Below are 21,685 nucleotides of genomic sequence, written 5' to 3'. Positions count from 1 at the left end.
GTAAGATAAATATAAAAGAATTTATTCTGAAATTGGAAAGGCATAAAATAGCTTATCTCCCCCTTTTCCTGTTTTTATGAGTATTGCCTACGGGCCAGATATCGATGGCCTACGTGCTATTGCGGTATCTCTGGTTATTTTCAATCATTTAGGCTGGTCACTATTTTCTGGTGGTTATATTGGTGTAGATATCTTCTTTGTGATTTCAGGTCATCTGATCACCATTATTCTCACACGCGATATTCAGGCCCAACAATTTTCAATTGCACGATTCTATAAAAAACGTGTAGTCCGTTTGGCACCAGCGTATTTTACCGTACTCGCTGTGGTTAGCCTGATTGCCTGGCAGGTGATGCTGCCGGGTGAACTGACTGAATATTTTAATAGTGTCATGTATGCCACTGTGCTCATTGCAAACCTCTATATGCGCAATGAAGTGGGGGATTACTTTAGCCCGAGCGTGGAAAATGTACCCCTATTGCACCTATGGTCATTGGGGGTGGAAGAATAGTTCTATATTTTCTGGCCTTTAATATTATGGCTATTTCTTGCCAGAGCATCGCGTAAATATCTCTGGTTAATGATCAGTATATTGATTATTGTTCTACTGGCTTATGCTCAATATCAACTCATACAAAATCCAGCCAAGGCCTATTACAGCATGCCGGTACGGGCTTTTGAATTACTGATTGGCGCCTTGATCACTTGTTTGCCACGACCAAAACTACCTAAAAAATTACTACAGACCCTGGTGTGGCTCGGAGTCTTTGTTTTGTTTGCAGCAGCAATATATTTTGATCAATACACGCCATTTCCCGGTCTTATGGCGCTGATTCCGTGTCTGGCAACAGCAGTAATTATTTATCTGGGCCAATCTGTATCCGTAACCAATCTGCTGCTCAGTAATCAGCTGAGCACCTGGATCGGAAAAATTTCATATCCGCTGTATTTATGGCACTGGCCGATTATCATGTTATTTGGCATTTATATGCTGCCACTCAATACAGAAAATCAGATCATCATTCTCCTGCTGTCAATGCTTTTGGCATTTCTTACCTATCAGCTGGCAGAAAAACCCCTAAAACGCTTTGTAATGGCTGCCAATTGCAAGGTGATTCTTCTCGGATTTGTAATTCCTGCGATCATCTTTATTGTGATTGCCCAGATCATTAAAACTAATGAAGGTTTTCCTGATCGGTTTCTACCCTCCGTATATGTCAAGCAGGAAGCATTGCAGGCTTATGCGCATGTGATTCGTAGCCAGTGTATGGATACGAATCCGAAAACCTTACCTGATCCTAAAGATTGTATATTAGGGCACACGAAGGATGATATTGATTTCTTGTTGATCGGTGATTCACATGCCAATGCCTATACTGCAATGCTGGATGAATGGGCCAAAGATGCCAATTTACGTGGTTATGATATTACCCAGAGTTCAACTTTTTATTTGCCTGGCGTGCAGCGTTCTGAGTTAAAGCTCGGACGTTGGGAAGAACTCATTAAGTTTGAGCAACGTAATAATGCTCTTACCGAACATCTGTCTAAAACCCATTATCCAATGATTATTTTAGCCGGTTCTTATGCGCCATATTTTGGAGATGAGGTGAAACTTAAAGATGGGATTCATCAGCGTAATAATGAAATCTTTAAAGCCGGCTTGATGAAAGCGCTAGAAATTGCCCACAAAGCGAGTGATCAAGTGGTAATACTGAACGATGTACCACGATTGGATTGGGATGGGATACCTTCAGACTGTAATATCCGTAATGAAATTCTAAATCGACATGCACAATGTACGGTTTCCAGAAGGAGTTACGAAACCCATTTAGAACCATTTAACCAAATATTGGCTGAAGCCAAACTGAAATACCCTGATTTGAAAATCATTGATCCGACCAAAGTGATCTGTGATCAGCAGGTATGTAAGATCATCGTGAATGATGTGCCTTTATATCGCCTAAAAGATGATAACCATATTAATGATCAGGGTTCACGTCAATTAGGGATTGAATATCTGAAACAATTTGGTAATCCACTAAAAGATTTAAAAGCAAATTAATTTTAAAAAAAACCGCGTTATTAAACGCGGTTTTTTTTATCGGTGCTATTAACGAATTTTTGCCAGGAAACGGCTCAAACGGTTAATGGCTTCACGCAGTTCATTTTCTGCTGGCAGAAATACCACACGGAAATGATCCGGAGTTGGCCAGTTAAAGCCTGTACCTTGAACCAGCAATACTTTCTCGGCACGCAGCAGATCCAGCATCAGTTTTTCATCATCTTCAATCGGGTAAATTTCCGGATCTAGACGAGGGAAGCAGTACATTGCACCTTCTGGTTTCACACAAGTGACACCAGGAATTTCATTCAGCATTTCCCAGGCAATATTGCGCTGCTCATACAGGCGACCACCTGGGCGGATCAGGTCATTAATTGACTGGTAACCCCCGAGAGCAGTCTGAATTGCATATTGCGCCTGATGGTTGGCACAAAGGCGCATCGATGCCAGCATATCCAGACCTTCGATGTAATCTGCTGCACGAGACTTATCACCCGTAATAGCCATCCAGCCAGAACGGTAACCTGCAATACGGTAAGCTTTAGATAGGCCATTGAAAGAGATACATAGCTGATCACCGGCAAGTGATGCAACGGCAACATGCTCAACACCGTCATAAATGATCTTGTCATAAATTTCGTCAGCAAACAAAATCAGGTCGTGCTTTTTCGCCAGATCCACGATTTGCTGTAATACGTGACGTGGATAAACTGAGCCTGTCGGGTTATTCGGGTTAATGATCACGATACCGCGGGTATTTGGTGTGATCTTGCTTTCCATATCTGCGATGTCTGGATACCAGTAATTTTCTTCATCACATTTATAGTGAATCGCAGTACCACCAGACAGGTTCACTGCCGCAGTCCACAACGGATAATCAGGCATTGGAATCAGCATTTCATCGCCGTCATCTAGTAAGCCTTGCATTGCCATTACAATCAGCTCGGACACGCCGTTACCCACATACACATCATTGACGTGCATATCCAGAATACCTTTTTGCTGGTAGTACTGACAGATCGCCTTACGTGCCGGGAAAATACCTTTTGAGTCGGTATATCCAATCGCATTTGGCAGGTTGAGCGCCACATCATTGATAATTTCTTGGGGTGCTTCAAAACCAAATGGAGCAGGGTTGCCGATATTCAGCTTGATGATCTTATGTCCGGCTTCCTCCATCTCGTTGGCTGCTCGTAACACTGGTCCGCGAATATCGTAGCATACATGCTCGAGTTTAGACGATTTTTTGATTTCGCGAGATTTTTGGAAAGTGTTCGGCATTTTGATGTTCTCTGAAAGAGTTGAGGTCACTTTTGCATAACGATATAAGTAGCTTTTAAATGTCTCAGTGGTGACTAGATCGAGATCGTGCTCATCTCGGAGTAATGCCACAATTTTTTCATGCGTAAATCCAAGCTGTTGATATTGTTTAATCTCCGGCAATAGATTTTTAAAAATTACGCTTTTTTTTTGCGACATTATTTAATCCTGAGCAAATTTAGTACCAAGCCTAACACTAAAATTGCTCACAAAAAAGCATTTAATGAACAAAATGCTTACTTTTATTTTGTTAATTTGCTTACTTTTTGCTTTTTTGGGGGATTATATGTCTTTTGTAAAATGTTAAACAAACACTAGAATTTTTAAAATGAATCACGTAAATATAGAATTATCCTATTTAAAATAGCAAGATAGAAAGGACCGTCATCATGGGAAAACTCAGTAAATCAGACAGAGAATGGCAAAGAGAGTTATCACCTGAAGAGTTCCGTATTACACGTCAAAAAGGGACGGAGCCAGCATTTACCGGTAAATACTGGAATACGAAACAAGATGGTACTTATGTATGCCGTTGTTGTGGTGAACCTTTATTTACCTCAGAAACCAAATATGACAGTGGCTGTGGCTGGCCAAGCTTCTATAAGGCGATCAACGGCTCTGCAATTGAAGAGCATTTAGACACATCTCATGGTATGGTCAGAACAGAAATTGTTTGCCATCATTGTGATGCACATTTAGGGCATGTTTTCACTGATGGACCTCAGCCAACTGGCTTACGTTATTGTGTGAACTCAGCTTCATTAGAATTAAAAACACAAGAAAAAAATGATGAGGAAACTTATCCATGACCAGCATATATCAGTTTGAAGCTGAATTGTTAGATGGAAAAACCAAACAATTTGCAGACTATGAAGGAAAGGTACTGTTAATTGTGAATACCGCAAGTAAGTGCGGTTTCACACCGCAGTTCGCCGGCCTAGAAAAACTTTACGAGAAATATAAAGATCGTGGCCTGGAAGTTTTAGGCTTTCCCTGTAACCAGTTTGGCGGACAGGATCCGGGCAGTAATGAGCAAATTGGTGCATATTGCCAGAAGAACTATGGGGTGACATTTCCGATGTTCTCCAAGATCGATGTCAAAGGTCCTGAAGCACATGCAATTTTCCGTTATCTGACCAATAATTCTAAAGGGATTCTGGGTAATGGTATTAAATGGAACTTTACCAAGTTCCTGATTGGGCGTGATGGCAAGGTACTGAACCGTTTTGCGCCAACCACCAAGCCTGAAGACCTGGAAGCTGAGATCGAAAAAGCGCTGTAAGGCGCTTATTCAGGGCGGTTATTGGCCGCCTTTACTCTCTTCAAGCCATTCCATGCTATCCAGAATCCTCGTTCAGAGCCTGCTATTTAGCGCATATATCGGGCTGTTTTTAGCTCCTGCTTATGCACAGGATGAAAAAACCCGGCAATTACTAAAAAGGCTGAAGCAGCCTGTTCCAGCTTATCAGCCGCCTACTGTCAAAGATGCTGTTCCGCCACATTTGCTGGCGAAGCAGGGCTATGAAGTCAGCTGGCTAAAAGCACCGTATCTGAGATTTAATGATGCAGAATTGCAACGTGCCAAGACAGTAATCGTGCAAATGACGGTCATCGCCAATACAGGGCGGATTACCGACGTTGAGATCATTCAGAGTTCTGGCTTGAGAGTTGTCGATGCTAAATTTAAAGAAGCGGTGCTGGCTGCCAAGCTGGAGCCGATTAAGGGTGTAGACCACAATCTGGTGTATAGTCTGGAACATAAAATTGAAATAAAAAATCCACTATAAATATAGTGGATTTTTTATTAAAAATTTTTGGTTAAAGAATGGCTTTTAAGCGCTCAATGACTTGTTCACATTGTGCCAGATCAGCCACCAGTGCCAGACGTACATGGTTTTCACCTGGATTGCCTTGCTCAGTATCACGAGACAGGTAGCGACCAGGAAGTACTTTGATATGCGCCTGTTCCATTAAGCGTTTGGCAAATTCTTCGTCATTGTCTACTTTCAACCAGTAGTAGAAACCCGCATCCGGTTTTTTTAGTGGCAACAAGTGACCAAGCTCTTTCTGGAACAGATCAAACTTGGCACGGTACTGTACGCGGTTTTCTTCAACATGTGCTTCATCATCCCAGGCAGCAATTGAAGCCAGCTGATGTTGAACCGGCATCGCTGCACCGTGGTAAGTACGATATTGCAGATAAGGTTTAAGCAAATCCGCATCACCCGCAACAAAGCCTGAACGCATGCCTGGAAGATTCGAGCGTTTAGAGAGCGAATGGAATACTACGCAGTTTTTGTAGTCATCACGTCCGATTTCTGCACAGACTTCCAGTAAACTCACAGGGGCTTCATCAAACCATAACTCTGAGTAGCATTCATCTGAAGCAATTACAAAATCATATTTATCAGAAAGTGCAATTAGCTTTTTAAACTGTTCTTTGGACAGGATTGCACCTGTCGGGTTACCCGGTGTGCAGACAAATAGGAGTGCGGTTTTTTCCCAGACTTCAGCAGGCACTGTATCAAAATCACCAAGATAATTATTTTCCTCAGTGCAGTTGATAAAGTACGGTTTTGCACCTGCAAGTAGCGTTGCACCTTCATAAATCTGATAAAAAGGATTTGGCATCACCACATAAGGTGCATCTTCACGATTAATCAGGGCCTGTACAAAAGAGAAGATTGCTTCACGGGTACCCGATACTGGCAAGATATTGCTGTCTGCGCTAATGCTATTTAGTTTAAAACGGCGAGTCAGCCAGTTGGCGATACTGGTACGCAGTTCAGGTAAACCTTTCGAGTTTGGATAAGTCGAAAGATGCTGAAAATTATCAATAATGGCCTGTTTCACGAACTCAGGAGCTGGATGCTTTGGTTCACCAATCGATAGGGGAATGAGTGGCATATTCGCAGGCTTAATATCCGCAAAAAGCTTATTCAACTTTTCAAATGGATAAGGATGCAATAAAGACAAGCTAGAGTTCATGAATGAGTTACCGCGTTTTAATGTGAGTGTTGACTGTTGACCTGATTAGAGGCTTCATCCAGCGCTGCTTTTAACGCAGAGGCAAATTCAGAAGATTCTTCAGGGTTCAACGGCATGCCATCTTTTTTGGTGACAAAGAAAATGTCTTCGGCACGTTCGCCAAGTGTGGCAATTTTAGCAGAATGGATATCCAGACCACGCATCATAAATAATCCGCCTACTTTGGCAAGTAGACCCGGTTGGTCGAGCGTGGCAATTTCCACCATATTCTGGTTCAAAACAGGGTTCAGGCTGATATCTACCGTATTTTCAATATCAAAATGACGGAGCTGACGTGGAATACGGCGCTGCATCAGGCCTGGGTATTTATCGGAATGACTTAAAGCATCTTTAAGTGCATCAATCACTTTCAGCTCGCGTTCCGGATCGGTAAGCAGCGTACCGAAACGGTCAAGCACGACATACGTGTCTAGGCTGAACGCCTTGGTTGCTGTGATAATTCTTGCATCCTGTACATCCAGGTCCATGCGGTCCAGAACGGCCACTGTGGTGGCAAACAGATTTGGTTTATCTTGCGTATAAATAAAGATCTGCACTGCATCTTGCGCATATTTACGATGCGGGCGCATCAGCACCAGCGGTTCAGAATTATCACCATGCTGTAAAATAGCACGGGTATGCCAGGCGATTTCATCTGGCGATTCTTTCAGGAAGTAGTCATCACCGAGTTCCTGCCAGATGGTTTCTACATCATATAAAGAGAAGTCCTGTACCAGTAGTTCGCTGGCAGCAAACTTGGTGTCTTCAATCAGCATCTGATAATCCACCGGACGACCCAGACCAGAACGGATTACATCACGCGCATGCGTATATAGCTGACGCATTAAAGACGCACGCCAGGTATTCCACAGTTTTGGATTGGTGGCATTAATGTCGGCAACAGTCAGGGTGTACAGATAGTCCAGGTGCTCCATATCACCCATTTTTTCTGCAAATTCACGGACCACATCCGGATCAGAAATATCTTTTTTCTGTGAAGTCACAGACATAATTAGGTGATTTTGAATCAGCCATGCAACCAGATTGCATTCACGTTCGGTAAAGCCATGCGTGCGGCAGAATGCAATCGCATCTGTGGCACCGAGTTCGCTATGGTCACCACCACGACCTTTGGCAATGTCATGGAACAGGGCAGCCAGATAGACGATGTCACGACGGGCCAGACGCTGGAACACCGAACTGACTACCGGAAATTCCTTGGCGAATTCCGGTTCCTTAAAGCGGTTCAGGTTGCGTAATAGCAGTAGGGTATGCGCATCTACAGTATAGATATGGAACAGGTCATACTGCATCAGCCCCATAATCTGGCCAAAGGCCGGAATATAATTCCCTAATACGCCGTAGCGTTTCATTGCTACCAAGGTTTCATATAAACGATATGGTGAACGGATAATCGCCATGAACAGCGCTTGATGAACAGGATTATTGCGATAATCCTGATCAATCCGTTTTGCTGCGAGCGTTAAAAGACGCAAAGTACGGGCACGGATGCCTTCAATCTCTGGACGGTTTGCCAGAAGATAAAAGATTTCCAGAATTGCGCTTGGATTTTCCGAGAAAGTTTTATGGTGCTGTACCGCAAGTTTGCCATCAACCAGTTTAAAGTTCTGGTTAATTTCTTCGATATTACGCTCATAGTTTGGCAGGCGCGGGGTAATTACCGATTCATTGAAATAAGCCAACAGCATTTCATTCAGCGTCGATACCTGCTGTGCATTGCGGTAATAGCGCTTCATAAACTGTTCGATCGGATAGTTCTGCGGCTGGCCTTCTTCACGTACATAGCCGAACTTCGCGGCGATATCACGCTGATAGTCGAATAACAGGCGGTTTTCATCGCGTTTGGTAATGCGATGCAGATGATGACGGATTTCCCAGAGGAAGCTTTCGGCTTCTTCTAAAACGGCCAGTTCAAATTCTGAAATAAAACCAAGATGTACCAGATCATAAATACGGTTTACGCGGAAATGGCGTTTAGCAATCCAGCCGATCTGGTTAATATCCCGAATACCACCCGGGGCATTTTTAATGTCCGGTTCGAGATTACTTTCGGTATTGTTATGTTGAGCATAGCGTTTATGCTGCTCTTCCATTTTGGCATCAAAAAAGGTCTTGTCGGTCCAAGATTGAGACACGATACGACGTGGCCATTTGGCTAGGCTTTCATTACCGGTGATCAGACGGGACTCAATCAGGGTCGTGGCTACAGTTAGGTCACTGCTGGCCTGATTGACACATTCACTAATGGTGCGGACGCTAATACCTGGCTTGAAATTGCCGACATCCCATAAGGATGAAATAAAGGTCGAAATCAACTGTTCCTGTTCAGACGTAATTTCATCTTCTGACAGGATCATGATATCGACATCAGAATAGGGCAGCATTTCGCGGCGACCGTAGCCACCGACAGCAAATAGCCCCAGATCAGTCTGATCGAGTTCAGCATGCTTCCACAGGAACTGTAGCGCTTCATCAATCAGATTTGATCGGGTCAGAATAATGTCACGGATCGACTCACCATTTTCAAAACATTCCTGCAGCTGGTGCTCGACATCACTGCGCCATTCGTTAATGGCTTTAATGTCATGGTTACTTTTGGTGTAATTCAGCAATGGCAGGGTATTGATCATGAACAGTCGTCCGTTTCGTTTTTCAGCTTAGTTTTGGTTGACACTGACTTGTTGAGCCACCTGTTGCGCAAGCTCACGTGCCTGATCTGTTGTTTCAGCACGTGCAGTTGCTACACCCATACGACGTCGTTTGAAGCCTTCAGGCTTGCCAAACAGGCGCAAGTCTGTATTGCCATCTGCTAAAGCAAGATCCAGACCAGAATAAGAAAGATTCTGATCATCTACACCGGCGTAAATCACAGCACTGGCTGCAACGCTATGACGAGTGGTATTTACCGGAAGGCCCAGGATCGCACGCGCATGCAACTCAAATTCACTTTGGAACTGGGAAGCTAAAGTGACTAAGCCGGTGTCGTGTGGACGTGGTGACACTTCACTAAACCATACTTTGTCGCCTTTGACAAAGAGTTCTACCCCAAAAATACCGCAACCACCGAGCGCAACGGTTACTTTATTGGCAATTCGCTTGGCTTCTTCCAATGCAGCAGGTGTCATTGGCTGAGGTTGCCAGCTTTCAACATAGTCCCCAGAATCCTGACGGTGACCAATCGGGTCGCAATAAGAGGTTTCGATTTCACCTGTTCTCGGATTTTTGGCACGAACAGTGAGCAGGGTGATTTCAAAATCAAAATCAATCTGTGACTCAACAATGACGGTACCTTGATTTACACGACCACCCGTTTGCGCATATTCCCAGGCAGCATCAACTTCATCGAAGCTTTTTACGCGAGATTGCCCTTTTCCTGAAGAGGACATCACAGGCTTCACAAAGTTTGGATAACCAATATCATCACAAGCGGCACGGAAAGATTCTAAAGTATCAGCAAAACGGTAAGCAGATGTTGGCAGGCCCAGTTCTTCAGCGGCCAGACGACGGATGCCTTCACGGTTCATGGTCAGATTCACTGCTTTCGCGGATGGAATTACCGTTGCGATATTCTGCTCTTCAATTTCAACCAGCACCTGGGTGGCAATCGCTTCAATTTCCGGGACAATCAGATTTGGTTTCACCTGATCAATCAGCTGTCTAAGTTCTGCTGGATCAGCCATATTCAGGGTATGCGACTGATGGGCAACTTGCATGGCAGGTGCATGGTCATAGCGGTCAGCAGCGTGAACCTCGACACCTAACCGTTGCAGGGAAATCACCACTTCCTTGCCCAGTTCACCTGAACCCAGTAATAAGACCTTGAAGGCAGAAGCCTGTAGTGGGGTACCAATCGTCACGCTCATGTAAATCATCCATGCTTGATTTTATGGGCTTTTAGCATAGCAGAACTCTCTGCGGAGATAAGCCAAGTTTCATACAAAATTGTGATATTGACCAACAATTTTATTTATAAAGTTCGCAAAATTTAGATTAAGAAATCAGAAAGATACTTCCACTGGATCGATTTGAGGATCTAAATAATAAATATGATTTTGCGGATTGAGTTTTTTCATTTTCAGAAGCTGGCCCGGACTTAAATCCAGCCAAGGTAGGAGTTGCATGATTTGGTTGGGTTCCAAGAGAGATGGGGAGCAGCAAAGGGAAGAACAAAGTCAATAGAAAAGACTGAGTAAAGTATTCGAAATCCGGCAGGAAAACAGTTTCGAGAATAGTGTAATGCTTCACCCCAGCGCTGATGAATAAAGATCTTCCTTTAATAATCTGTTTTGGCTCAAACATGCCAATTTTCTTATTATCATTAAAAGAGGCTTATACCGGAACGTAGCATAAGCCTCTTATATTCATTGATTTAATCTTTAAAAATGAATCGGCAGGTAAGTATAAATCAGGCCATAGGTGAGGGCAGCCGTCAAAGTGGCCATCACAATGCGTTTAAACTTGAAATACAGCACTGTTAATACAATAAAACCGGCCAGCATCGCCACACTTTTATCGGGAGTTTCCAGCAAAGGCGGTAGTGTCGCCACGACCAACATTGAGCTAATTGCAGAAATTCCAATCGCACCTAAGGCAATTTTCAACCACAGCGCACCACGCTTTTGTGAACCTTGCTGCGATTTCTGAATCACAAAAAAAGGTCCGAAACGGGAAGCGAAATTGGCAATCCCGACCAGAATACCAACCAGAATAATTTCTAAATTCATAGTTCTTCTCCCATATGCTCAGGATCGGGACGTTTGAGTACATAGTGCTTGAACAGGCCTGCCAGAATACCGGAACTGATGCCAATAAAGATTGCAGCAGACAGGTCGATCATGTAGCAGGCTATGGCTGATACGACAATCGTCACAGCGACAACAAAAGTATGTTTCTTCTCAAAGGCTGCCAGCAGGAAGCTTAGGAATAGCGCAGGTAACAGGAAGTCTAAAGCGGCCTGTAAAAATTGCGGTAAGTTGCTGACCTGATCTGCAAATAAGCCACCGAGAAAAGAACCTGTTGCCCAGGACAGCCAGCTGAATAAACTCAACCCCAACATCCAGGATTCAGACCATTCCTGACGCCGTTGCGACAGTTTGATCATGCCAGAGGCAAATACCTCATCGGTGAGTCCCCAAGCCCAGACTGCGGTTTTTTTCAAATTGAGCCGATCCTGAATCAAATTCTGTAGCGCAGGGCCATAAAGTAGATGACGGATATCCAGAGCAATCACAGTTAATGCAGTCATCCAGATGGAAGTGCCACTCCCTAAGAGTGCAACAACTAGGAATTGACTGGCACCTGCATACATAGAGCAGGACAGGAATAATGCTTCCCATGCGGTAAAGCCAAACTGGGTCGCAGAAACCCCAAAGGCAAAAGAAACGGGCAAATAGGTAAAAATAATCGCCTGGCTGTCTTTGGCACCTTGCCAAAAACTGGCAGGTTTTACAGCGTGTTGATTCAGTTCGGACACAGCACACCTTGGAGGGAGAGTTGAACAAGGGGTCAAATGGTAATTGAGTATTGTACGTGAATTTAATAGCATAGTGCCGAATTGTTTAAGATGGCGAGCCTGATAATGTTCATGTTCAAGACACGTTATATACTGAGTGTTGCTTTAGTCAGCACAGCATTGTTATTACAGGCATGCGGAAATGAGGGTTCAGGCAATCAAGCACCGGAAATTAAGCCAGCCCCGAAACTGAGCAATGATGCGACCACTTATGCCCATGAAGCTTGGACATTTATGAATGAAGTAGATCCGCTGGTCTACAACAAGCAGATTGATCAAATTGAAAAACGCGTTCGTCAGCCTGCGCGCAAGTTGAGCACGGATTGGCGCATTAATGTGAAAATGACTGATTCCGTGACTGAAGGAAAATATGCATTATGTCGTAAGGCTTTAACCAGTCTGGAAATCTGGGCACGAACCACACTTGAAGATGGGAATAGTCTGGCACAGAAGCAAGCCGATTATGAACGTGACAAAAAACAGTGTGAAAGTGCAATTGCTCATCCACAACTGGGCAATACTGATCCGAAACAGGTGGGTGTTGCCAGCTGATCGATATTTTGTTTGTGTCAACTTAAGGCTGAGTCATACGCTCAGCCTTTTTGATTTTCTTAGTTCGGAATCAGTGAAGTGGAACGCCAGTCAATTGATGTAGTCGTTGCACATCCAGAATTTCAATCTGTTTAAAGGCAATTTTCAGGATATTCATTTTTTCCAGCTGTTGCAGTTCCTGATTAATAGTCTGGCGGGAACACATCAGCATTTGTGACAATTGTTCTTGCGACAACTGAATGGTACGGTTTTTAATGACCAGGTGATTGCCATAGCCTTGCAAAATAAACAGTAAACGCTGCGCTAGGCGTTGTTGCATGGTTTGGGTCTGAATAGAAAATAATTCCAGAAACACATAACGTAATTTCTGGCTCATGAGCTGGGAGATGTGAAACCAGAATGCAGGTTGTTCAGCCACCAGCTTATAAATAAATTGCGCGGGAATATGCAAGAGCAGGGATTTCTTGCAGGCGATGGCGTGATGAGAACGCGGCTGCTCATCCACCAATGAGATTTCACCAAACCAGACAATGGGTTCTACAATTGCAGAAACTGCCTCTTTACCCTCAATATTGATAGAACCTAAACCAATTGCACCTTCTAATACAGCATAAATTCCATCAAACACATCACCTGAATAAAATACGGCCTGGTCTTTATCGACGGATAAGGTAACTGCATGTTTCAGCAGGACGTTCTGGAAATGAGAAGGTAATTTTGAGAACCAAGAATTTTTTTCTAATTCAACAAGATATTTTTCTTCCACTCGCTTTATTGCTCCAAGTTTTATGAGTTGTCGTCCAGCTGACAACTTATCTTTTATTGTTGCGCTATAGTCAAATTCTATGGCCAGTCAAGGAAGAATAATATGACCAGAGTAGAACGACTATTAAGCCAGTATGCAGCTTATCATTTAGACCGTAAGAATGTCATGACACATTTTATTGGGGTCCCATTAATTGTTTTTTCCATTATTTGTCTTACTGCACGTGTATCACTGATGATGTCCGGCTTTGAGGTGACTCTCGCCTTGGGACTTCTCATTGTTTCAATTCTTTATTATTTAACTATTGATGTATTTTTTGCATTGATCATGGCCTTCATTTTTATGTTTGTTTATCCTTATGCCTATAATGTGGCACAGTGGGATACTGGAACCTGGCTGAGTAGCAGCGTTGGAATTTTTGCCATTGGATGGGCATTCCAGTTTGTAGGTCATTTCTACGAAAAGAAAAAACCGGCATTTATGGATGATCTGATTGGCCTGGCGATCGGACCTTTATTTGTTCTTGCGGAATTAATTTTCCTGTTCGGCTTTCGCAAGGAACTAGAAGCAAAAATGTTACTTGAAGCACGTAAGCAACGCTTGCTAATGGAACAAGACACCTCATATGCGGAAATAGCAGCTGATTAATCCTTTTTAAAATACATAAAAAATGCCCCGAATTATCGGGGCATTTTTATCTTCAACTTATACGTTGAAGCGGAAGTGCAGAACATCGCCGTCCTGAACGATATAAGTTTTACCTTCCAGACGCCATTTACCTGCTTCTTTGGCGCCAGCTTCGCCGTTGTACTGTACGAAGTCATCGTAAGCAATACATTCAGCACGGATAAAGCCTTTTTCGAAGTCAGTGTGGATTACACCCGCAGCTTGAGGAGCAGTCGCACCCACTTTTACTGTCCAGGCACGAACTTCCTGTACGCCAGCAGTAAAGTAAGTTTGTAGACCAAGCAATGAATAACCTGCACGAATCACCACGTTCAGACCTGGTTCTTCCATGCCCATAGCTTCCAGGAATTCAGCACGGTCTTCATCTTCAAGTAATGAAATTTCTGCTTCGATCTGGTTACAAAGTGGAACCACGATTGCATTTTCAGCAGCAGCCAGTTCACGTACAGCATCTAAATGCGGGTTATTTTCAAAACCGTCTTCAGCCACGTTGGCGATATACATGGTTGGTTTAAGCGTTAACAGACCAAAACCACGTACCAGTTTACGTTCGTCATCATCTAAGGTTGCAGCACGAGCAGGTTTGCCTTCATCTAAAAGAGGAAGAATTTTATCTAGAACTGCTTTAGTCGCAATCGCTTCTTTATCGCCACCTTTTGCAGATTTCGCTAAACGAGTCACTGCTTTAGTCACAGTTTCAAGATCGGCTAGAGCAAGCTCAGTATTAATGGTTGCGATGTCATCAAGCGGATCAATTTTGCCGTTTACGTGAATCACGTTTTCATCTTCGAAACAACGGACCACGTGAGCAATTGCATCAGTTTCACGGATGTTTGCCAGGAACTGGTTACCTAGACCTTCACCTTTAGATGCACCAGCGACAAGGCCCGCGATGTCCACGAATTCCATAGTTGTCGGGATCACGCGTTGTGGTTTTACGATTTCAGCAAGTTTGTCCAGGCGTGGATCTGGCACAGGCACGATACCGGTGTTTGGTTCAATGGTACAGAATGGGAAGTTTTCCGCAGCAATTGCAGCTTTGGTTAATGCATTGAAAAGCGTAGATTTACCAACGTTAGGCAGGCCTACAATACCACAATTAAAACCCATGAAATAACTCACAAAGCGTTATATAAAAATTGCCAGTGATTTTACATGAAAGCCATGACAAAGTCAGGTCATGGCTGAGGGCTTTGTTGAAAACTTATGAAAAGAGAGGTTTTTAAATTTTGCGTTTGTCGAGCTGATTGGACAGGGTGTCACCAGCGGTCTGAATCAGCATTACCAGAATAACCAGTACTACAATCACGGCCAGCATGATCTGCATATCAAAACGCTGATAACCATAACGGTATGCAATATCACCTAAACCGCCGGCACCAATCGCACCGGCAATGGCTGATGAATTGATCATAGTGACTAAGGTTACGGTAAAGCCAGCCACAATTCCTGGTAAAGCTTCAGGCAATAACACATGCCAGATGATCTGCTTACGGTTACAGCCAATGGCTTGTGCAGCTTCGATCAGTCCCTGATCCACTTCACGTAAACTGACTTCAGCAATCCGCGCAAAGAAAGGGGTAGCTGCCAAGGTTAAAGGCACAACTGCGGCCCAGACCCCATAACTGGTGCCGACAATCCAGCGGGTAATTGGAATCAGCGCGACCATCAGAATCAGGAAAGGCACAGAACGGGTGATATTTACAACCCAACCCAAAGCCTGATTAATGGGTTTAGATGGATAGATCCCGTGTTCAGATGTACTGACCAGTACTACTGCCATCGGTAAACCAATTAAAAAGGCAACGATCGCTGATACACCAACCATGATGAGGGTATCGGTAGTTCCTGTTAGTAATAAATCAATGAGTTGGTCGTGCATAGCCAATCACCTCAATTTGTGCAATGTGTTGTTTTAGTTTTTGCTGAAGTAAGTCGGTATCCAGATTCAGATCGGCAACCGCGACAATTAAGCTACCCACCAGATGGTTCTGGATGCTGTCGATATGGCTCTGATAGAGGTGCACCGGATGCTCGAACTGTTCAAAAATCATTTTCAAATCTGGGGAATACTGAACACTAGAGGCATAGCGCAGTTTGATAATGCTATGCGTGGTATCTGTTGTCACTTCAGGACTGATCGAAAATGGCAGTTCCAGCTGTTCCAGATTCAGCAGTTCCTGGGTAATCTGCTGCTGTGGATTAGAAAAGACAGACCAAACTTCACCGGCTTCAACAACTTCACCTTTTTCAATTACCACGACCTGATCACAAATTTCACGAATGACTTGCATTTCATGGGTAATGAGGACAATGGTGATGCCAAGTTTCTGGTTGATTTCTTTCAGTAAAGACAGTACCACTGAGGTACTTTCCGGATCCAGTGCAGAAGTGGCTTCATCACAGAGTAGAATCTCCGGATGGTGTACCAGCGCGCGGGCAATGCCGACACGCTGTTTTTGTCCACCAGAGAGTTGAGAAGGATAGCTCTGCGCCTTTTCGCTTAAACCGACCAGTTGCAGTACTTCATTGACGCGTGCATCGATGTCTGACTTTTTATAGTTTGCAACTTTGAGCGGCAGAGCGACATTTTCCCAGACGGTTTTTGCAGACATCAAATTAAAATGCTGGAAGATCATGCCAATACGCTGGCGCAGTTGAATCAGTTCAGCGTGTGAGAGTCCAGCCAGATCTTGTTGATGGATATGGATATGACCTTCACTGATCTGTTCCAGACCATTCAAAGTACGTAGTAGCGAGGATTTTCCCGCGCCACTTTTGCCGATAATTCCGAAAATCTTGCTTTCAGGAATATCCAAGTTAATGTTTTTCAATGCATGAACTGATTTACCTTGAACTTCATAATATTTATTCAGGTTGCGGATTTTGATATGCGGGACGGAAAACGCCACCTGAGAACCAAAACTCACCATAGTATTCTCCTTATTTCCAGCCTGGGAACCAGAGTTTCGCACCGAAGTCAGCATCTAATGCTTCCTTCACGCGAGGTGAGTTCTGATAGATTTCAACAAATTTTTTCAGCTTGTCATTTTTGTCCTGATAGTCCTCACGTACCGCAAATAGGATCGCGTAACGGTTGTCTTTGTTAGAGTCAAATAACAACGCTTGTTCTGGATCAGCTGTTTTTGCTAGACGTAAGTAATGTGGGTAACCAAATGCCAGATCAACATCATCAATGGCACGTGCAGTTTGTGGACCTTCAACTTCAACAAACTGCAGGTTTTTTGGATTGGCTGCAATATCTTTCAGGCTAGATAAGTGGTTATTTGAATCTTTGAGTGTTACCAGTTTTGCCTGTTGCAATAACAGTAGGGCACGACCTTGGTTGACTGGATCGTTTGGCACCACAACTTTCGCGCCGTCTTTTAGCTCATCCAGGCTTTTTATTTTTTTGGAATAAAGGCCAACATGAGTGGCTGCACCTTTAGCAAAGGCTTTGATCTTAAAGTCGGTTTCTTTCTTGGCATTATCCAAAAACGGCTGATGCTGGAAGAAATTGGCATCAATATCGCCATGATTCAGGGTGATATTTGGCGTATTCCAGTCGGAGAACTCGACTAGTTTGACATTGACACCTTGCTGTTTGGCTTCTTCTGCTGCGACCTGTAAAGGTTTGGCAAAAGACGGACTGATACCAATGACCAGTTCATCCGAACCAGATTTTTTTTGTTGGTTCCATACCCCCAGTCCGATAATGACGACGGCAATAATCACCCCAATAATGGTGAATTTTGTTTTAGCGGTTTGTGCCATGTTGCACCTCAAAATAAATTTATGCTGATTGTTTTTGCTTTAGGTTTATGTTCGCTGTTGAGGCGGAGCTTTGACATCGAAATTGCTGCACTGGATGAGCGCTGGATAAGCGATCTCCTTGCTGGAATAGCTTGTGTCTGAAACTACCTTGTTTATATTCAGTTTTATAGCGTCCGCGCTGCTGTAATTCAGGAATAACAAAACGGATAAAATCCAAATGCGATTCTGGAGCCACCGTACGGGTCAGGTTGAAGCCATCTATCCCGGTTTCATCGACCAGCTGAATCAGTTTTTCTGCCACCGTCGCACCACTGCCCACGATCAGTGGATAACGCCCACCCAGTACATGCTGTGCTTTCAGATCAGTTGGTGTAAGCTGTTGTTCTTTAAACTTGTTATTGACTGAAGCAATGCTGTTGGTTTGCTGGTAAGGAATTGGCTCATCATCGGCAAATGTGGACAGGTCAATTCCGACTGAACTGGAGAAATGTGCAAGACCAGCTTCAGGACTGGCATAAGCGCGATATTCTTCCAGCTTTTGCTGCGCTATTTCATCCGTTTCTGCGGTTACCACAGTAATACCAACGAAAATCTTAATCGCTTCAGGATCACGTCCTTGTTCAGTGGCTTGGCGACGGATCTGATCCACCTGTTTCTTGATTTTGTCCGGATGATCACCACCAATAAACATGCCTTCCGCATGCTGGGTGGCAAAGGCCATACCACGTGGTGAAGCACCAGCCTGGAACAGTACCGGAGTACGTTGAACAGAAGGGGAAACCTGAAATACGCCCTGACTGCGGTAGAACTGACCTTGATGATTAACCTGATGCACTTTGGCTGGATCGGTAAAGATCCGCTGCTGTTTGTCTTTCAGCATGGCATCATCTTCCCAGGAACCTTCCCAGAACTTGTAGCACAACTGTAAAAATTCTTCGGCCTGCTCGTAGCGTCGATCATGGTCTTTCAGACCATTTTCACCGATCAGGCGCTGGGCACTGTCCAGATAACCAGTGACCATATTCCAGCCGATACGGCCATGGGTCAGATGATCCAGACTGGCGAAGCGACGGGCGAACTGATAAGGCGATTCATAGCTGAGATTGACTGTAACGCCAAACCCAAGATGCTGGGTCACGGCTGCCATGGCAGACACGAGAGTGCTTGGATCATGACTCGGTAATTGAATCGATTCTCTTAGAGTCAGATCAATGCCATTTTGATAGACATCATAAACCCCGGTGATGTCGGCCATAAACAGGCCATCAAACAATCCTTGTTCTAACGTTTTTGCCAGATCGGTCCAGTAGCTCAATTCATTAAAGCGATGCGATTCATCCCGTGGATGAGTCCAAAGGCCATGATTGATATGACCTACACAGTTCATATCAAAGGCATTGAGCAGGATTTTCTTCGCTTTCGAGCTGTCCATAATATTTGTCATTACAATGTCCCCCGGCGTGGAGGTAGAACACCATTCAGCAAATAATTGGCAATGAAATAATATTTCCAGCGTGAGGCATCATGCAGGGTATGCACACGGGCATTGCGCCAGAAGCGGTCCAGACCATCTTCACGCTGGCTACCACGGCTGCCAGCCAGTTCAATGAGTTTAGAAGATGCTTTTAATGCAGTTTCGGTACTATGCGCCCGTACTTTGGCCGCATCCAGTGAGGCTTTGGCAACACTAGCTTCAGTCGGATCAGCTTTGGCAGAATCGACAGCGTACGCAGCCTGTTTGAGTAAAACTTCAGAGGCACGTACATCAGCAACTACGCGGCCGAGTTCAAATTTGGTCAGTGGATCATCTGTGGCTTGGTCCACACCAGAATCAATCCACGGACGTGCCTGACGCACGCGGTTTAAGGTTTCTTCAAAGGCGGCACGGGCAATGCCAGTTTCAATAGAAGCATGCAGCAATTGTGCGAAAGGACCGGAAATGGTGGGACGAGAGTAGGCAGTATCAAAACGTACGACATCTTCTTCAAGCACTGGAACATTGTCGAATTTCACTGTGCCACTGCCAGTGGTACGCTGACCAAAACCACTCCAGTCATCAATCAAGGTGAGACCTTCGCTGTCACGTGGCACAAAAGCCAGAAATTGCTGCTCATGTTCATCTACCACGAGGGTTGGAATGCGGTGCGCAAACAGGCTGCCGGTGCAATAGAATTTTTCGCCGTTAATGACATAACCTTGCTCTGCTTTGCGGATGGCAGTCTGGCGCTGTGCAGCAGTCTTGGTCTTGAACTCAGCCAGCGCATTGCCGAAACGGGCACCTTTTAGGACTTCGGTATAGAGTTTCTGTTTTTGTTCCTCCGTGCCGTTATTGCGTAGGATTTCCAGACCATAGAAATGGTTTTGTGGAATCTGGCCAATTGAGCCATCTACACCGCTCATCAGGGCAATGATTTGTGCTACGGTATAGCTAGACACTTCTGCGCCGCCATATTGTTTCGGTACGGTAATTGCCCAGAGTCCAGACTGACTATAAGCTTCGATTTCCTCGAACGGCAGAATACGTTCAGCATCACGCTGTACCGCACCCGCTTTGAATTGATCTGCTAGATTACGGGCAATTTCTAAGGCTTCCTTATCAGACTGGATGATATGAGCTTGCGCCAGCTGCTCGGATTGAAATGGAATAATGTTTTGAAATGAAGTCATGGCAAATCTCCTTAAATCCAGGCGTGGCGGGCAGGGAGTTTATGATTCAGGTAATAATCCCCGAGTGCATGCAGCTTCCAGCGGATCGGGTCATGCAGGGTATGTACCCGGGCATTGCGCCAATGCTGATCCAGATTGTGCTGACTCAGGCTAGAGCGGCTGCCGCCCAATTCCAGTAATTTTTCCGAAATATTTAAGGCTGCATCATTGGCATAGACCTTGGCTTCAGCCACCAGAATTGAGGCTTTGGCTGCCTGCTCATCGGTCACTGCTTCCAGTTGATCCAGTTCATCCAGATATTCAGCAGCTTCATCCAGCAGTAAAATCGCGGCATCTAATAACACAGATGACTTGCCTACCTCCTGCAGGGTGTAATGCTCAAAGCTGGCTTTTTCGACTTGTGCATCCACAACCGGACGAGCCTTATGTATGGCTGTCAGTGTATCGGCAAAAGCCGCCTCAGCAATCCCGACATCAATTGCCACCTGCATCAGTTGAGAATAGGCACCACGGTAACTTGGTTGATTCCCTAACAGATGCTCATCAAAAATCAGTAGTGGATCGACTTCGACATGTTGCAGTTTAAGGGTACCGCTAGAGGTGGTGCGTTGACCAAAACCATTCCAGTTATCAATCACTTCAACACCGTCAGCAGTCCGGTCGACAATAATGAGCACCACATGCCCTTCAGGATGAATCGCTTTAATTGCCAGCCAGTGCGCGAAGCTGCTACCAGTTGAATAGAATTTTTCGCCATCGACAAAATAGCGACCATTTTCGATTGTAAGCGTGGTCGCCAGAGTTTTAGTATCTTTGGTATGACGTTCCGGACCGCCATTGGCCAGACGTTTACCCTTTAAAATTTCACTATAAAGAAACTTTTTTTGTTGTTCTGTACCCATGATCTGGATCATGTTGAGTAATGCGATCTGGTTCTGAGGGATTTGTCCGACACTCGAGTCAGCTTTATTCACAATACGGAATACATGTGCCAGGGTTTTATTGGAAACGAAGGCACCGCCGTACTGTTTTGGAATACGAATACCGCCCAGACCCCTTTGGCTGAACAGGTCAATTTCAGCAAGAGGGAGTACACGTTGCTGATCACGCTGATTTCGGCCTTCCAGAGCAAAGTCTGCAACATGGTAGGCAGCATTAATTGCATCGTGATCATTTTCAATAACATGAACTTTTTCAAAAGTTAAACGAGACATAATGACATCCTAAATCGATATCAAAACGTTACAGGCTAAGCTTTATGAGATTAAGTAATTGCTTTCGCAAAGCTTATGAAAAA

20 protein-coding genes and 1 pseudogene are annotated in these 21,685 nt (G+C 44.4%); 6 read left to right on the top strand and 15 right to left on the bottom strand.

The genetic code is table 11. The features are described from left to right. The first annotated feature begins 76 nt into the window (after positions 1–76). Positions 77–2,062 (top strand): annotated as a pseudogene (locus tag C3420_RS17835) (acyltransferase family protein). Between the two features lie 48 nt (positions 2,063–2,110). Here the strand turns inward: C3420_RS17835 and C3420_RS05850 are convergent. Then, on the bottom strand, positions 2,111–3,541 hold the full coding sequence (locus C3420_RS05850) for a pyridoxal phosphate-dependent aminotransferase (protein ID WP_103799887.1): 1,431 nt from the start codon (positions 3,539–3,541) through the stop codon (positions 2,111–2,113). A gap of 230 nt (positions 3,542–3,771) precedes the next feature. Between C3420_RS05850 and msrB the strand changes: the two genes are divergently transcribed. Genes msrB through C3420_RS05835 form a run of 3 tightly spaced genes read left to right on the top strand, consistent with a single transcriptional unit; the run spans position 3,772 to position 5,169 of the window. Further along, a complete protein-coding gene (gene msrB, locus C3420_RS05845; protein WP_004815441.1) occupies positions 3,772–4,191 on the top strand; it encodes a peptide-methionine (R)-S-oxide reductase MsrB in 420 nt (139 codons plus the stop codon). Next, the gene (locus C3420_RS05840; RefSeq protein WP_004815442.1) at positions 4,188–4,664 is read left to right on the top strand and encodes a glutathione peroxidase; all 477 of its coding nucleotides are present in this window, start codon (positions 4,188–4,190) and stop codon (positions 4,662–4,664) included. The genes msrB and C3420_RS05840 overlap by 4 nt, the downstream gene beginning before the upstream one ends. Next, entirely contained in the window at positions 4,609–5,169 is a 561-nt protein-coding gene (locus tag C3420_RS05835; protein ID WP_228152937.1) for an energy transducer TonB family protein, read from the top strand. Before C3420_RS05840 ends, C3420_RS05835 begins: the two co-directional genes overlap by 56 nt. 31 nt (positions 5,170–5,200) lie before the next feature. Here C3420_RS05835 and dapC read toward each other — a convergent pair whose 3' ends face one another. The 6 genes from dapC to C3420_RS05810 all read right to left on the bottom strand — a co-directional run bounded on the left by dapC (position 5,201) and on the right by C3420_RS05810 (position 11,903). Beyond that, a complete protein-coding gene (dapC, locus tag C3420_RS05830) occupies positions 5,201–6,370 on the bottom strand; it encodes a succinyldiaminopimelate transaminase (protein ID WP_103799885.1) in 1,170 nt (389 codons plus the stop codon). A 17-nt stretch (positions 6,371–6,387) separates the two neighbouring features. Further along, complete coding sequence (glnD, locus tag C3420_RS05825) at positions 6,388–9,060, bottom strand: [protein-PII] uridylyltransferase (protein WP_103799884.1); 2,673 nt, start codon at positions 9,058–9,060, stop codon at positions 6,388–6,390. Between the two features lie 27 nt (positions 9,061–9,087). Continuing rightward, entirely contained in the window at positions 9,088–10,302 is a 1,215-nt protein-coding gene (purT, locus tag C3420_RS05820; protein ID WP_171249830.1) for a formate-dependent phosphoribosylglycinamide formyltransferase, read from the bottom strand. Between the two features lie 118 nt (positions 10,303–10,420). Next, positions 10,421–10,729: a hypothetical protein gene (locus tag C3420_RS17230; RefSeq protein ID WP_146048147.1), complete on the bottom strand. Its 309-nt coding sequence runs from the start codon at positions 10,727–10,729 to the stop codon at positions 10,421–10,423. 77 nt (positions 10,730–10,806) lie between these two features. Next, on the bottom strand, positions 10,807–11,154 hold the full coding sequence (ygaH, locus tag C3420_RS05815; RefSeq protein WP_005222633.1) for an L-valine transporter subunit YgaH: 348 nt from the start codon (positions 11,152–11,154) through the stop codon (positions 10,807–10,809). After that, the gene (locus C3420_RS05810) at positions 11,151–11,903 is read right to left on the bottom strand and encodes an AzlC family ABC transporter permease (protein ID WP_103799883.1); all 753 of its coding nucleotides are present in this window, start codon (positions 11,901–11,903) and stop codon (positions 11,151–11,153) included. The genes ygaH and C3420_RS05810 overlap by 4 nt, the downstream gene beginning before the upstream one ends. 105 nt (positions 11,904–12,008) lie before the next feature. Between C3420_RS05810 and C3420_RS05805 the strand changes: the two genes are divergently transcribed. After that, positions 12,009–12,494 (top strand): hypothetical protein, encoded by a 486-nt coding sequence (locus C3420_RS05805; protein ID WP_004892643.1) that lies wholly within the window; start codon positions 12,009–12,011, stop codon positions 12,492–12,494. A gap of 70 nt (positions 12,495–12,564) precedes the next feature. Here the strand turns inward: C3420_RS05805 and C3420_RS05800 are convergent, their stop codons facing one another. Beyond that, entirely contained in the window at positions 12,565–13,260 is a 696-nt protein-coding gene (locus C3420_RS05800; protein ID WP_004815466.1) for a Crp/Fnr family transcriptional regulator, read from the bottom strand. Between the two features lie 102 nt (positions 13,261–13,362). Between C3420_RS05800 and C3420_RS05795 the strand changes: the two genes are divergently transcribed. Then, positions 13,363–13,908: a DUF962 domain-containing protein gene (locus tag C3420_RS05795; protein WP_103799882.1), complete on the top strand. Its 546-nt coding sequence runs from the start codon at positions 13,363–13,365 to the stop codon at positions 13,906–13,908. Between the two features lie 57 nt (positions 13,909–13,965). On the opposite strand, the gene ychF is transcribed toward C3420_RS05795, so the two are convergent. The 7 genes from ychF to C3420_RS05760 form a co-directional block, all read right to left on the bottom strand. After that, positions 13,966–15,057 (bottom strand): redox-regulated ATPase YchF, encoded by a 1,092-nt coding sequence (gene ychF, locus C3420_RS05790; RefSeq protein WP_005222625.1) that lies wholly within the window; start codon positions 15,055–15,057, stop codon positions 13,966–13,968. Between the two features lie 112 nt (positions 15,058–15,169). Continuing rightward, a complete protein-coding gene (locus tag C3420_RS05785) occupies positions 15,170–15,829 on the bottom strand; it encodes a methionine ABC transporter permease (protein WP_076753778.1) in 660 nt (219 codons plus the stop codon). Next, positions 15,810–16,880 (bottom strand): methionine ABC transporter ATP-binding protein, encoded by a 1,071-nt coding sequence (locus tag C3420_RS05780; RefSeq protein WP_103799881.1) that lies wholly within the window; start codon positions 16,878–16,880, stop codon positions 15,810–15,812. The genes C3420_RS05785 and C3420_RS05780 overlap by 20 nt, the downstream gene beginning before the upstream one ends. A gap of 10 nt (positions 16,881–16,890) precedes the next feature. Next, positions 16,891–17,721: a MetQ/NlpA family ABC transporter substrate-binding protein gene (locus C3420_RS05775; RefSeq protein WP_103799880.1), complete on the bottom strand. Its 831-nt coding sequence runs from the start codon at positions 17,719–17,721 to the stop codon at positions 16,891–16,893. Positions 17,722–17,740: 19 nt separating this feature from the next. Beyond that, complete coding sequence (locus C3420_RS05770; RefSeq protein ID WP_171294444.1) at positions 17,741–19,153, bottom strand: LLM class flavin-dependent oxidoreductase; 1,413 nt, start codon at positions 19,151–19,153, stop codon at positions 17,741–17,743. A gap of 11 nt (positions 19,154–19,164) precedes the next feature. Continuing rightward, on the bottom strand, positions 19,165–20,388 hold the full coding sequence (locus tag C3420_RS05765) for an SfnB family sulfur acquisition oxidoreductase (protein ID WP_103799878.1): 1,224 nt from the start codon (positions 20,386–20,388) through the stop codon (positions 19,165–19,167). 11 nt (positions 20,389–20,399) lie between these two features. Then, the gene (locus C3420_RS05760; RefSeq protein WP_103799877.1) at positions 20,400–21,602 is read right to left on the bottom strand and encodes an SfnB family sulfur acquisition oxidoreductase; all 1,203 of its coding nucleotides are present in this window, start codon (positions 21,600–21,602) and stop codon (positions 20,400–20,402) included. Positions 21,603–21,685 lie beyond the last annotated feature (83 nt).

The sequence above is a fragment of the Acinetobacter sp. ACNIH3 genome (assembly GCF_002918965.1).
GTDB classification, from domain to species: Bacteria; Pseudomonadota; Gammaproteobacteria; order Pseudomonadales; family Moraxellaceae; genus Acinetobacter; species Acinetobacter schindleri.
This window is presented reverse-complemented; position numbering and strand designations above follow the sequence as displayed.

Excerpts from the sequence above, each read along its gene's own strand:
- C3420_RS05850 (WP_103799887.1), bottom strand. The coding sequence starts at position 3,541 with ATGTCGCAAAAAAAAAGCGTAATTTTTAAAAATCTATTGCCGGAGATT.
- msrB (WP_004815441.1), top strand. The coding sequence starts at position 3,772 with ATGGGAAAACTCAGTAAATCAGACAGAGAATGGCAAAGAGAGTTATCA.
- C3420_RS05840 (WP_004815442.1), top strand. The coding sequence starts at position 4,188 with ATGACCAGCATATATCAGTTTGAAGCTGAATTGTTAGATGGAAAAACC.
- dapC (WP_103799885.1), bottom strand. The coding sequence starts at position 6,370 with ATGAACTCTAGCTTGTCTTTATTGCATCCTTATCCATTTGAAAAGTTG.
- glnD (WP_103799884.1), bottom strand. The coding sequence starts at position 9,060 with ATGATCAATACCCTGCCATTGCTGAATTACACCAAAAGTAACCATGAC.
- purT (WP_171249830.1), bottom strand. The coding sequence starts at position 10,302 with ATGATTTACATGAGCGTGACGATTGGTACCCCACTACAGGCTTCTGCC.
- C3420_RS17230 (WP_146048147.1), bottom strand. The coding sequence starts at position 10,729 with ATGTTTGAGCCAAAACAGATTATTAAAGGAAGATCTTTATTCATCAGC.
- ygaH (WP_005222633.1), bottom strand. The coding sequence starts at position 11,154 with ATGAATTTAGAAATTATTCTGGTTGGTATTCTGGTCGGGATTGCCAAT.
- C3420_RS05805 (WP_004892643.1), top strand. The coding sequence starts at position 12,009 with ATGTTCATGTTCAAGACACGTTATATACTGAGTGTTGCTTTAGTCAGC.
- C3420_RS05795 (WP_103799882.1), top strand. The coding sequence starts at position 13,363 with ATGACCAGAGTAGAACGACTATTAAGCCAGTATGCAGCTTATCATTTA.
- ychF (WP_005222625.1), bottom strand. The coding sequence starts at position 15,057 with ATGGGTTTTAATTGTGGTATTGTAGGCCTGCCTAACGTTGGTAAATCT.
- C3420_RS05785 (WP_076753778.1), bottom strand. The coding sequence starts at position 15,829 with ATGCACGACCAACTCATTGATTTATTACTAACAGGAACTACCGATACC.
- C3420_RS05780 (WP_103799881.1), bottom strand. The coding sequence starts at position 16,880 with ATGGTGAGTTTTGGTTCTCAGGTGGCGTTTTCCGTCCCGCATATCAAA.
- C3420_RS05775 (WP_103799880.1), bottom strand. The coding sequence starts at position 17,721 with ATGGCACAAACCGCTAAAACAAAATTCACCATTATTGGGGTGATTATT.
- C3420_RS05770 (WP_171294444.1), bottom strand. The coding sequence starts at position 19,153 with ATGGACAGCTCGAAAGCGAAGAAAATCCTGCTCAATGCCTTTGATATG.
- C3420_RS05765 (WP_103799878.1), bottom strand. The coding sequence starts at position 20,388 with ATGACTTCATTTCAAAACATTATTCCATTTCAATCCGAGCAGCTGGCG.
- C3420_RS05760 (WP_103799877.1), bottom strand. The coding sequence starts at position 21,602 with ATGTCTCGTTTAACTTTTGAAAAAGTTCATGTTATTGAAAATGATCAC.